This is a genomic window from Orbaceae bacterium lpD01 (assembly GCA_036251705.1).
In the GTDB taxonomy this organism is placed as follows: domain Bacteria; phylum Pseudomonadota; class Gammaproteobacteria; order Enterobacterales; family Orbaceae; genus Utexia; species Utexia brackfieldae.
In genome coordinates this window covers 1312457-1327344 of record CP133959.1, presented here as the reverse complement: position 1 = coordinate 1327344, position 14888 = coordinate 1312457, and the positions used below count along the sequence as shown (strand labels likewise).

General features: G+C 42.5%; 1 protein-coding gene. It reads right to left on the bottom strand.

Going from position 1 to position 14888, the window contains the following annotated elements:
- Positions 1-355: 355 nt before the first annotated feature.
- Positions 356-14767 carry an ESPR-type extended signal peptide-containing protein gene (locus tag RHO15_06030; GenBank protein WVD63040.1) on the bottom strand — a complete coding sequence of 4804 codons (14412 nt, stop codon included), beginning with the start codon at positions 14765-14767 and terminating at the stop codon, positions 356-358.
- Positions 14768-14888: the final 121 nt, after the last annotated feature.

Sequence of the window (14888 nt, the reverse complement as noted above, 5' to 3'; positions counted from 1 at the left end):
CAGCAAAATCAATCTGTTGAGGTTTGATAACATGGCAAACTATCGTCGTATAGCGGGCGGGCTTTTGTTCACGAACCTCATGTTAACGCCGTCAGACTAATACTAGACTGAAGCATCTCAGTCACCTCATCGACGCCTAAGATGGGATAAAGGAGGGTTAATGATATGATAAAAACCATCAGCTCGATGATCAAATGATTTCATTCAGTATGAGCATCACAAAGATATTAAGCGTTGCTATTGCTAAGCAGATTGGCTGTTCAATTAAAATAGTGGCGAAGAGATGAGATAAAAGCGATAAAAATCATCCCCTATGCATTAAATAGGGGATGATTGGCTTGGTTTAATTTATAAACTAGAACTGATATTTTAAACCTAGGTTCATATTATAGCTCTCAGAACCATGTTGACCGACACGATAATTGATCTCAGTGGCCAGTGAAAAACTGCTCTGGAATTGAGATTGAATACCGACTTTGAACTCGGTCATTACACCCGCTTTATCTGAATCCAGACGAGTATTGTCATAGTTTACCGAGGATTGAGTACCGTCATACCAGACGTTAATACCGGCAAATGGTTTAATCTCACCTTTGAAAGGATAAACATAACCACCAACTCGATAAATATAGTGACCTTCTAATGATTGGCTAATCTCCGTGCCGGCATGATCAGTAAAATCTCCAGTATTATAATTGAGGTAGCTCACCTGAGCCTGGGGTTCAAACACCAAGTTATCACTGACCAAGAGTGGGTAACCGCCTTGTAAGGTATAACTAAATAAGTTTGCCGAATAAGCGTCACTACTATTACCCTGCGTGCTAGACGAGTTGCGATAGTGTCCATAAGAGAAATACCCATCAATAAATGGACTTAATGGATTATCTGCCTCAAAATACCAAGTTCCATAAACGCCAAAGGTATTACCATTTACGCTACCACTACTGTCTGAACCAGTAGCTTTATTATTAGATGACGATGAGACATTAGTATAACCGGTCATGACCCCCACCACAAAAGCACTATCAGCATGATTAAAACTGTTATCAATACCAATTACCGATGAGAACTCATTATAATTGAACTTAATTTGTCCATTGGCCGCTTCACCTTTATTCGTACCAACTGTGTTTATCATCCAAACAGAGCTAGAACGACCACTAGCCTCCTGACTTAATCGGTCCATCGCACGTAAACCACCAGCGCCAGCAGCTAACGCACCAGAAGGTTTGGCACCAAAACTTGGTAACAGTGATTTAACCACACTATCCATATTCGCAATATAGACACCAAAATCAGGGCGATATAAATTATCTTGATAGGACGTTAAATACCAATTTTGATCACTATTATCCCGATTTAATACATACTCATAAGCACCTTTAACAACTGTATTTTCAAGCTTGAATGCATTGATATCAGAGCTGCCATTCTCGATGATTTTTATCCCTTTCGGGCTGGTGCTGGCACCGGTTCCATCTACATCGTTAATATGAATCAATGAGGTACCGCCAGCATGACCAGAGATGATCAATTGGTCAGCCTTACTATCCTCCTGATCGCTTAATGCTGTATTCATATAGATAATCGCGTCATTTGCGCCGGTATAGTCACCATTAATCACTAAACGATTCCCAACGATATCACCTGTATTACCAATCTGGATATTCGCAAAGTTATTCACGTTGCCATTAATGGTGAGTTCAGCTGTATCTTCAGTGGCAATTCGGGTAACAGCATTCGATTTAACATTAATCGTGCCATTATTAATCACCTGATTTGCATTGATGATACCTGATCCACTAAGTGAGCTGTCATTATTAGCAATAATCAGATCTCCCGCATCGCTCCCACCCAAAGTTATCCCTTGGTTGACAAACAGATCCCCTTGGTTGATATTGGTATTACCGGTATAGTTCAAATCAGTATTGACCGTCAATGTTTTCGCGCCATTTTTGATTAAGTTACCGGTGCCCGTAATTTGGTTATTTAACATCTGATCTTGATTATTCAAATCAAACAGTAAATTTCCCTCATTATGGATCTCGGCGGTACCTAATTGATTGACTGAAGTAGTCATGAGCGAACCTTGCTGAGCAATATTAAATTCACCGGCAAAATCGGTGTTATCTACGCCTAAACCAATATTGGCATTGACATTAAATTGACCCGAACCTGTGAGCATATTGATAAAATTAGTATTATCACCGTTAAGATTTAAAATACCGTCTAACAAAAGATCACCCGTTCCCAACGATCCTTGATCATTTAAGGTTACCGTTGCATGACTGTTAATATCGGTATTTGCAGTTAAATTCGCATTGGCTCCAGCAATGATCAGTTCACCACCGTCAATCGTCAATTGACCACTGCCTACTAAGCCGTTAGTGACTAAAGAGCTTCCCCCGTCAGTAACCGTTAAATAGCCACCGGCAAGATCAAGTGTACCACTATTGGTTAAACTGCCAATGGTTTGCATCTTACCGTTAAGATCCACTTTGGTTTGATTACCGATCATCAGGCCCGAAGTATTACCTAGCGCATTATCGTTACCGAGTTTTAAAATACCTGTACGCACATCAGTCTTACCGGTATAACTATTGTCACTATTGGAGATTGAAATAACGGTATTATTCGTTTCACCAACAATTGCTATATCACCAGCACCAGTGACTTCTGACGTAAGATCGCTAGCCGCCTTACCGTTATAATCCTCTTTGGAAGATAGCACTAAAGCATCAGATCCTGAAGCAAGCAGATCTATTTTAACCAGACCATAACTTAAATAAAGTCCGTCAATATTGTCGCCCGTACTCAATTTATAGTTGAAATAACCTGTTGCTGAGGTTACGCTGCTGCCCGTATTGATTAAGTTTTCTGGCACATTAGTCGGTAATGCTCCCCCCGTCATATTTTTAAGTTGAGCATCACTACTACTACCAATCACGTTATTTGCCTCAACTAATTGCAATATGATATTACCTCTGTCGAGCTCAGTGACCGTATTACCTAAAATACTAGGATGGACATCATCCGGTAGATCAATATAGACTGAACCTGCTCCTGAAATATCTAAGGTATCTGTTTTAATGGTACCTTCAGCGTTAAATTCACCATTATTTTCAGAAATATGATTAAAATAGAGATCTCCACCATTTAGCGTTAAGTTTTTAATATTTTGCACCCCATCAGCCACGGTAGTTTGACTACCGGTTGATAAGGTTAAGGTACCATTGGCTAAAGCAGCCGTGTTGTTGTTGTCTAAATTAAAGGTGGTATGTTCTAAATTCACGGTACCTGTAAACGCACTCCCCACGTTATTACCGAAATTAAAGGCGGTGCCATTTGTCCCGATATTCAGTTGACCCTGACCAGTTAATGCATTATTCAAGGTAAATGCACCCTCACTGACAATATTGAGGTTATCGCCGGTTTTATCTACGGCAATCGTGGCATCACTATTTAATCCGGTATCTTTAGCCAGCGTCAGTGTTGAACCATTACTCACCACAAACTGGCCGGTAAAGTTACTGGCATAAGTATTCGCTGCTGCTAAGGTTAAATCTGTGCCAGACAAGGTTAATGAGCCGGTGCCTGTCAGTTTATTCGCCAGCTCAGTACTCACTCCACCGTTTAGGTTATCGAGCACCACATTACCACTGGTGATAGCCACATCACTGCTGCCCAGATTGTTACTCTTACTCACTGTTAAGGTACTCTCGCCCGTCACGCTGTAACTGCCACTAAAACCACTGTTATTACCAGTTAGGCTCATATTTGAACCATTACCAACTGTCACAGTTCCAGCATTACCACTCAGCGCCTGCGCAATAGCATCGGTTACCGCGTTAAAGACCAGATTACTGCCAGAGCCAGTTAGATTGACCGTAGCACTGGTTGCGCCAAGATTATTGGCCGAGCCGACGGTTAAGCTGCCATTGCTGCCAATGTTTTGTGTGCCGGTAAAGCTGCTGTTATTGCCAGTTAAACTGACCGCTGCGTTGGTATTGACCTGACCTGCGCCACTGAGCGTATTGGCAAAATTACTGTTGGCACTGTTGAGATTAAGCGCACCTGCCACATCAACAGCGCTGGTGCCCAGTGTACCTGTGCCGCTGAGGCTCACTGAACCGGTTTTGGCTATCGTGGTTTTAGCGGTCAGCCCGCTATTGGCGCCTGACACGGCAAAATCACCACCTGTTATGGTTAAGTTACCACTGCCAGTTAAGCCATTGGTTGAGCTGGAACTGCCGCCGTTGGTGAGTGTTAATGAACCACCAGCCAAATCAACGGTGCCCTGATTGACTAACTGACCGACCGTTTGGTTGTTACCATTCAGGTTAAGGTTAGCCGTATCGTTTAAGGATAATATCGCAGTTTGACCTAACGCACTATTGGAGCCTAAACTGACCTTACCCGTTGTGATGGTGGTATTACCAGTGTAGTCATTACGACTATTATTTAAGCTAATACCGGTCTCATCAGTTTTAAGACTTAAATTACCACCGCCAGTTAACTGCGCGGTAAACTCACGATTGGTCGCTCCAGTTGAATCTAGGGTTAACGTTTGATCAGCCTGTAGATCGAGCTGTTTTAAGGTATAGGCTACGGTCAGACCGTCATTGTTGACTAATTGATAATCATAACTCGCTTTAGCCACTGTTATTCCATCTTCGACAACATTATTGGTGGTACTGCTGCTTAAGCTATTCCCATCCATATCTTGCAAGTTGAGTTTGTTGACATCCAACTCAGTACTATCTTTAGCATTAATCAGACGATTCTCTTCACCCTTATTTTGATCGAATAGATTAGCCGCGATATTCACATCGGCGTTGGGTATATTATTCTGGTTAATTTGGATAACACTATTATCAGTCGTAGAGAGTTTATCAGTATTAACCACCCCATCCCCATTAAAGACGAGACTACCACCATTAAGCGTCAAGTTACCAATATCTTGCTGACCTTGCGCCACAGTAGTCTTACTACCGGTTGATAAGGTTAAGGTACCGTTGGCTAAAGCTGTCGTGTTAGCGCCACCCAGACTAAACTGACTATTATTTAACACAACGTTGCCAGCAAACGCACTCCCCACGTTATTACCGAAATCAAAGGCGGTGCCATTCGTCCCGATATTCAGTTGACCCTGACCAGTTAATGCATTATTCAAGGTAAATGCACCCTCACTGACAATATTGAGGTTATCGCCGGTTTTATCTACGGCAATCGTGGCATCACTATTTAATCCGGTATCTTTAGCCAGCGTCAGTGTTGAACCATTACTCACCACAAACTGGCCGGTAAAGTTACTGGCATAAGTATTCGCTGCTGCTAAGGTTAAATCTGTGCCAGACAAGGTTAATGAGCCGGTGCCTGTCAGTTTATTCGCCAGCTCAGTACTCACTCCACCGTTTAGGTTATCGAGCACCACATTACCACTGGTGATAGCCACATCACTGCTGCCCAGATTGTTACTCTTACTCACTGTTAAGGTACTCTCGCCCGTCACGCTGTAACTGCCACTAAAACCACTGTTATTACCAGTTAGGCTCATATTTGAACCATTACCAACTGTCACAGTTCCAGCATTACCACTCAGCGCCTGCGCAATAGCATCGGTTACCGCGTTAAAGACCAGATTACTGCCAGAGCCAGTTAGATTGACCGTAGCACTGGTTGCGCCAAGATTATTGGCCGAGCCGACGGTTAAGCTGCCGTTGCTGCCAATGTTTTGTGTGCCGGTAAAGCTGCTGTTATTACCGGTTAAACTGACCGCTGCGTTGGTATTGACCTGACCTGCGCCACTGAGCGTATTGGCAAAATTACTGTTGGCACTGTTGAGATTAAGTGCGCCTGTTACATCAATCGCGCTGGTGCCCAGCGTGCCTGTACCGCTGAGGCTCACTGAACCGGTTTTGGCTATCGTGGTTTTAGCGGTCAGCCCGCTATTGGCGCCTGACACGGCAAAATCACCACCTGTTATGGTTAAGTTACCACTGCCAGTTAAGCCATTGGTTGAGCTGGAACTGCCGCCGTTGGTGAGTGTTAATGAACCACCAGCCAAATCAACGGTGCCCTGATTGACTAACTGACCGACCGTCTGGTTGTTACCATTCAGGTTAAGGTTAGCGGTATCGTTTAAGGATAATATCGCGGTTTGACCTAACGCACTATTGGAGCCTAAACTGACCTTACCCGTTGTGATGGTGGTATTACCGGTGTAGTCATTACGACTATTATTTAAACTAATCCCCGTCGAATCGGTCTTCAGACTTAAATTACCTACCCCGGTTAACTGCGCGGTAAACTCACGATTGGTCGCTCCAGTTGAATCTAGGGTTAACGTTTGATCAGCCTGTAAATTGAGCTGCTGTAAAGTATAGGTGACAGCTAAACCTGCATCATTAATAAGCTGATAACCATAAGTTGCTTTAGCGACCGTAGCGTCATTTTGCTGTATATTGAGATTTGATGCGGTCGTAAGCGCGTTACCTGATGCATCTTGTAAGACTAATTTACTCACATCCAACGCCGTGCTATCAGTCGCATTCACTAAATGGCTAACTTCACCCTTATTTTGATCAAGTAAGTTAACGTCAGTCCCTGCGCTGGTATTTGGAATATTATTCTGGTTAATTTGGATAACACTATTATCAGTCGTAGAGAGTTTATCAGTATTAACCACGCCATCCCCATTAAAGGCGAGACTACCGCCATTAAGCGTCAAGTTACCAATATCTTGCTGACCTTGCGCCACAGTAGTCTTACTACCGGTTGATAAGGTTAAGGTACCGTTGGCTAAAGCTGTTGTGTTAGCGCCACCCAGACTAAACTGACTATTATTTAGCACAACGTTGCCAGCAAACGCACTCCCCACGTTATTACCGAAATCAAAGGCGGTACCATTTGTCCCGATATTCAGTTGACCCTGACCAGTTAATGCATTATTCAAGGTAAATGCACCCTCACTGACAATATTGAGGTTATCGCCGGTTTTATCTACGGCAATCGTGGCATCACTATTTAATCCGGTATCTTTAGCCAGCGTCAGTGTTGAACCATTACTCACCACAAACTGGCCGGTAAAGTTACTGGCATAAGTATTCGCTGCTGCTAAGGTTAAATCTGTGCCAGACAAGGTTAATGAGCCGGTGCCTGTCAGTTTATTCGCCAGCTCAGTACTCACTCCACCGTTTAGGTTATCGAGCACCACATTACCACTGGTGATAGCCACATCACTGCTGCCCAGATTGTTGCTCTCACTCACTGTTAAGGTACTCTCGCCCGTCACGCTGTAACTGCCACTAAAACCACTGTTATTACCAGTTAGGCTCATATTTGAACCATTACCAACTGTCACAGTTCCAGCATTACCACTCAGCGCCTGCGCAATAGCATCGGTTACCGCGTTAAAGACCAGATTACTGCCAGAGCCAGTTAGATTGACCGTAGCACTGGTTGCGCCAAGATTATTGGCCGAGCCGACGGTTAAGCTGCCGTTGCTGCCAATGTTTTGTGTGCCGGTAAAGCTGCTGTTATTACCGGTTAAACTGACCGCAGCGTTGGTATTGACCTGACCAGCGCCACTGAGCGTATTGGCAAAATTACTGTTGGCACTGTTGAGATTAAGCGCACCTGCCACATCAACAGCGCTGGTGCCCAGCGTGCCTGTGCCGCTGAGGCTCACTGAGCCATTCTTAGCAATCGTGGTGCCGGCTGTCAGCCCACTATTGGCGCCTGACACGGCAAAATCACCACCGGTGATCGTTAAGTTACCACTACCAGTTAAGCCGTTGGTTGAACTTGAACTACCGCCATTTGTTAGCGTTAATGAGCCACCAGCCAGATCGAGCGTACCACTATTGGTTAAGAGACCAACCGTCTGCGTATTGCCACCCATATCTGTTTTAGCTTGATCATGAATAATTAATTCAGCCGTATTACCCAGTACAGAATTATCACCCAGTTTTAAGATCCCTGTGCGGACATCAGTTTTACCGGTATAACTATTATCACTATTGATCATGGTAATAATCGTATTGCTGGTTTCTCCCTCAATCGCAAGATCACCTACGCCAGTCACCTCTGACGAAAGTTGCCCAGCAGCTTTATTATTGTAGGCCTCTGTTGAAGCCAATACCAAAGCATCACTACCTGATGCCAGTAAATCAATTTTAACCAAGCCATAACTCAAATACAGACCATCAGTATTATCGCCGGTACTAAGCTTATAGTTAAAATAACCATTGGCTGATTTAACCGTACTATTGGTATTGATAAGGTTTTGCATGACGTTAACTGGCATTGAATTGCCATCTGCGTTTTTGAGTTCTGGATTATCACTGTTGCCAACGACATTATTTGCTTCGATCAGGTGCAGTATAATATTACCTTTATCTAACTCGGTAACGGTATTACCTAAGATACTAGGATAAACATTGTCAGGTAAGTCAACATACACTGTCCCTGTGCCAGAAATATCTAAGGTGTCTGTTTTAATGATACCTTCAGAGTTAAACTCACCATTATTTTCAGAAATATGATTAAAATAGAGATCGCCACCATCTAGCGTTAAGTTTTTAATATTTTGCACACCATCAGCCACGGTAGTCTGACTATCGGTTGATAAGGTTAAGGTACCGTTGGCTAAAGCTGTTGTGTTAGCGCCACCCAGACTAAACTGACTATTATTTAACACAACGTTGCCAGCAAATGCACTCCCCACGTTATTACCGAAATTAAAGGCGGTGCCATTCGTCCCGACATTCAGTTGACCCTGACCAGTTAATGCATTATTCAAGGTAAATGCACCCTCACTGGCAATATTGAGGTTATCGCCGGTTTTATCTACGGCAATCGTGGCATCACTATTTAATCCGGTATCTTTAGCCAGCGTCAGTGTTGAACCATCACTCACCACAAACTGGCCGGTAAAGTTACTGGCATAAGTATTCGCTGCTCCTAAGGTTAAATCTGTGCCAGACAAGGTTAATGAGCCGGTGCCTGTCAGTTTATTCGCCAGCTCGGTACTCACTCCACCGTTTAGGTTATCGAGCACCACATTACCACTGGTGATAGCCACATCACTGCTGCCCAGATTGTTGCTCTTACTCACCGTTAAGGTACTCTCGCCCGTCACGTTGTAACTGCCACTAAAACCACTGTTATTACCAGTTAGGCTCATATTTGAACCATTACCAACTGTCACAGTTCCAGCATTACCACTCAGCGCCTGCGTAATAGCATCGGTTACCGCGTTAAAGACCAGATTACTGCCAGAGCCAGTTAGATTGACCGTAGCACTGGTTGCGCCAAGATTATTGGCCGAGCCGACGGTTAAGCTGCCGTTGCTGCCAATGTTTTGTGTGCCGGTAAAGCTGCTGTTATTACCGGTTAAACTGACCGCTGCGTTGGTATTGACCTGACCTGCGCCACTGAGCGTATTGGCAAAATTACTGTTGGCACTGTTGAGATTAAGTGCGCCTGTTACATCAATCGCGCTGGTGCCCAGCGTGCCTGTACCGCTGAGACTCACTGAGCCATTCTTGGCAATCGTAGTGCCGGCTGTCAGCCCACTATTGACGCCTGACACGGCAAAATCACCACCGGTGATCGTTAAGTTACCACTGCCAGTTAAGCCGTTGGTTGAACTTGAACTACCGCCATTTGTTAGCGTTAATGAGCCACCAGCCAGATCAACCGTACCCTGGTTAACTAGCTGACCCACCGTCTGGTTTTTACCATTCACTGAAACCGTCGCAGCATTATTCACCGATAGTACTGCCGTTTGACCCATCGCATTATTCGAGCCCAGTATTACCTTACCGGCAGTCACATTCGTATTACCGGTGTAATTATTACGACTATTATTGAGGTTGATACCCGTGTCGTCGGTGGTCAAGGTTAAATTACCTTGCCCGGTAACCAGCGCACTAAGAATGCGATTGGTCGCGCCTGATGAGCTAAGCACTAAGGTCTGCGCGTTTTGTAAATCGAGCTGCGTGAGTTTATAGCTCACATCAAGCCCCTGGTCATTTACTAACTGATAATTATATTGGGCTTTAGCAACGGTATTATTATTTTGAATCAGGTTCTGTTCGATACCGTCTTGCAAGAGATTACCGTCAAGATCCTGTAATGTTAAAGATGCAATATCTACATCTTCACTGTTATTGGCCTCAACTAATGTGATCTGTGTACCCAAACTTTGATCGAGTAAATTAGAGGATAGACTTGACGAACCTGACGACAGATTGCCTTGATCAATTTTAATGATACTGTTATCGGTAACTGCCAGTTTATCTGTTTTAATCAAACCGCCAGTTTGAAAGACTAACTGTCCACCATTAAGCGTAACATTCCCTACATTTTGTGTACCTGCAGAGACGGTAGTCGTATTACCTTTCCCTGCCATTAATGTAGCTTGTGTTAACGCCTGTGTATTATTGCCTGTCAGTGTAAACTGACTATTGGTCAAATTTACATTACCGGCAAAAGCCTTACCGACATTACTACCAAAATTAAAGAGTTTATTTGTGGTATCGACATTAATGGTGCCTTGACCGGTTAATGCCTGACCGAAGGTATAATCGATATTACTATTCACATTCAATGTGTCATTAGCCGTCGCGACATTGATTGAAGCGCCATTACTTAGTCTAGTCGCTTGATTAATATTGAACTTACTGCCGCCACTAATATTATAAATACCGCTAAAATTACTATTGTTACCAGTCAATGATGTGTTGGCGTTATTGGTAATATTGACCCGGCCTGCATTCCCCACTAAACTCTGGTTAATCGCACCAGTCACGCCATTAAGGACTAACGTTGAATTCGCACCAGTAAAATTTACCGCCGCTGCAGATGAACCCAGATTATTAGCTGAATTGACCGTCAAAATCCCTGCCGAACCAATGACTTGTTTACCAGAGAAACTGCTATTGTTACCCGTTAATGTCACCGCATTATTACTATTAATAGTACCCGTGCCACTGATGATATTGGCTAACGCCGGATTAGCATTGTTAATTGTCAAGATACCAGAAACATTAACCGCACCACTGCCCAAACTACCACTGTTTGCTAAAGTAACTTGAGCATTGCTACCTATCTGGGTATTAGCGGTTAGCGTGTTATTTTGCGCAGATAAATTTAAATTACCGCCAGAAACCACTAAGCTACCAGCACCACTTAGACCATTAGTCACCGTTGAGCGGCCGCCGTTAGTTAAGGTCAATGATCCATTATTAAGATTGACTGCACCATCATTTAGCAAACTGCCCACAGTCTGACTTTTACCATTGAAATCGACCGTACTGTTTGCCTTAACGGCCAGTTGAGCTGTCTGACCAAAAGCACTATTTGAACCAGCAATAATCTTACCGCTACTGACGGTAGTATTACCCGAATAACTGTTCGTATTATTATTTAGTGTAATACCAGTTGCATCGCTGATCAGATTTAAATTACCGCTACCAATAACGCGCGCGGTTAATATACGATTGGTTGCATTAGTAGAGTCTAGCGTCAACGTTTGTTGATTTTGTAAGTCTAATTGTGAAAGCTGCGAGACAACGGTTAATCCCTTTTCTCCCGATACGCCATAAGTATATGAAGCAGCGGCTACTTTAGCACCCGACTGAATAATATCACTTTGCACGTTATCACTCAGTATTGCACCTGAGCTGTCGCGGAGCGATAATTTGGCTAAATCAGTTGCGGTTAAACTGTTGGTGCTCTCGATCAGTTGTAAGCTCTTTTGGATATTTTGGTCGAGTAGATTACCACTGCTACTCATGCCATTCGTGTCAATATTAACGTTACTTGCGGCTGTTACTGCTAAGTTATTCGTTTTAATGACACCACTATTACTTTGATAATTCAGCGTGCCACCATTGAGCGCAACCTGACCAACATTTTGTGTACCACTACCCACTGTCGTTACATTACCCGTACCACTGTTCAATTTTGCCTTAGCTAAGGCAAGACTATTATTACCAGATAAAGTAAACTGACTATTACCAAAATTTATGGTACCGGCAAAAACTTGGCCGACATTTGCACCAAAGTTGAAGGCGCCGCCATTAGTATTGACATTGAGAGTACCATTACCATTTAATTTATTGTTGAAGGTACTTTGAGTTAAATTTAAGTTACCGGATAAATTGACTGTACCACTACCCAGTTGGTTAGCGTTAGAACTATTGAGTGCGGCACCTTGCTCAATTGCCCAATTACCAGTAAAACTACCGTTAGCGCTGGCTAGAGTAACCTTAGCGCCATTTTTTATACCTACAGTACCAGCACCGGCCAACACCACGCCAACACTATCATTATAAGAGCTAGTAAAGTTTAATTGGCTGTTATTGTTTAAATTAACTGTACCGCTATTGAGATTGTTTTTATTGACTAAAGAGAGGCTGGAATTAGCTAAGTTAATATTAGTAAAGTTCTTGAAAAGGGTAGTCGAATTGGCCTGTAAATTAGAATTAGTAAGATTTAACGCATTCGTGCCAGTACCTGCATCTAACGTACCAATATAGTTAGATGAGTTAGCATTGAGATTTGTTAAGTTAAAAATATCATTACCCGAACCGGTTGTCACACTACTGACGTAGGTTTTATCACCAATAGTCACGGTATTATTACCATCACCTAAATTAATCGTCCCGGTTGTTTTTGAGCCTGAGTTGAGGGTTAGAACATCATTACCAGATCCTGTGGTTAAATTACCATTAAGTTGATTATTATTCGTAATGACATTATTCACATTTCCATTACTAAAGACCACATTACCATTGATCACGCCATTATTAACGAGCTGGCGCGCCTGAGTACCACCGATATTTAATGCCGTTGCGTTGATCGCATTGATCATGATATTGTCGACGACATTGATCACATCGCTAGTTGTACCATTATTTATTTTAATCGCAGTGCCGGTTCCTGTTGTCCCGACAGTACCTGAACTGTCAGTCACATTAATCGTCAAATAGCTATCACTGATTGACTTTAAATCTTTATCTAATGACAGACCTATGCCTGCACCTTTAACCGTAATGATATTATTTTTATTATCATCACTATTAGCAAAAGTAATATTATTCAAATCTGTATCAGTAAAAGCAGTAGAATTGACTACATTGATATGCGTATCTTTCAAAATAACTTTAGCGCTGTTATTTCTAATGACTTTACCACTAGCACCGCTTGCCATATTAATTGTTGTACCAGTAATATTATTGGTATTTCGGGCACTGCTATTACTGAAATCAATCGCATTACTGCTGCCTGACAAATTAATCGTACCATTTTTAATATTTAAGTTCGCATTACCGGTTGTTAACGACGTGCCGACATCAATACCATCACCACTGGTTACATTTAGAACGCCCCCAGTTAGATCAACACTCATATTATTGCCACTGGTTGAGGAGAATAGCATACCGGCATTGGTGCTCGTTATCGTCCCTTGATTAGCGACAACCACTTCACCACTACCATTATGGGTAATTTTAATACCTGTATCGGCATTAATTTTAGTCGCTGATCGCACATAAATACCTGTGTTATTACCCGCATTTTTTATAACATTAATACCGCTTCCTGTCACATCAAAACTGGAACCCGCTGCAAGATTAAATATCACATCCTCAGAACCACTAGCACCATTATCAATACCGCCAACAACACCACCGGCATTAGTCAAACCATCACCTTCAAGCTGCACGCCACTTACCCCAGCAACCTGTAAAGTCGCGCCATAACCAAAGGTCTTGGTCGACTTGTCATAAGTACCGATTTTTAAACCAACGTTACTCCCGGTAGCATCACCAAAAACATTCTGTTCACCGAGTAATAAAAATTTCGCGTTGTCGGCGAAAATATAGGAGTAACCCTTACTGGATTTTGTGTCACCAGAGGTGAATTTATTCCCTTTACCCAGCGCGATTGAAACATCGGCAGTCGGATTAAAAGTGACGACGTTTTGGTTGATTGGACTGTTACTGAAAAAAACATAAGAGTAATTAGTATTTGATGGCTGGGCAACGACAACTAATTTGCCATTAAAAGTAATTTTACTGGCATTCGCTAACTGCTTATCGGCACGTGTAGTAATATCGATAGTATTTTGAATATTACCAATGATCAGCTGGCTATAGGGGTTTTGATTATTGCTTCCTGAACTTGAGCTTTTTGATAAAATAGCAATCGTACCATTTGGCATGGTTGTAATATTATTAAAGGTCACATTAATACGTGCGGTTTGATCCGATACGTAAGCTACCGGGTTATTAGTACTATTATTTGAGGAGATTGTATTAAAATTAATAAAATTTAAATTAACGCCATTAGGTACATTTTGTCCGCCAGTAAAATCAAGACGATAGCCTCTGACATTTAGGTTATGACCATTGCCATCGATAGTGATATTGTTTCGCGAACCAAAAGAGGTAGTTAAATTTTTGTTGAGCGTGATATCTTGCGTCAAGACTAACGTATCACAAGTAGAACTTGCAATTGAAGTATTAAATTCAGCTACCGTGCTGACGTTACAACTAGCCGCAAATGCATTAGGGATCGCGGTAAATCCGGCTACAAATAACGCTGCAGATAACAAAGATAATTTAGGCGCCCGAATATTCTCGACCTGACTAACCTGACGGCTATTTTTTATTTTGCCTCGGCCTTTGGCCAGTTCACTTACCACAATCCAGGTATGATTAACATGGCTCCAAATGACACGATAAATTTTATTCATAATAATCACATCCTCAATGAAAAATAGCAGCACTACTATTTCGATAATATTTGATGATGACTATTTTATTATGTTATATACATCTGTATTGATTAAATTTAGCGCATAAATAGAAAATATT

Bases quoted from the DNA above. Each gene is read 5' to 3' on its own strand.
- RHO15_06030 (WVD63040.1), bottom strand. From the start codon at position 14,767: ATGAATAAAATTTATCGTGTCATTTGGAGCCATGTTAATCATACCTGG.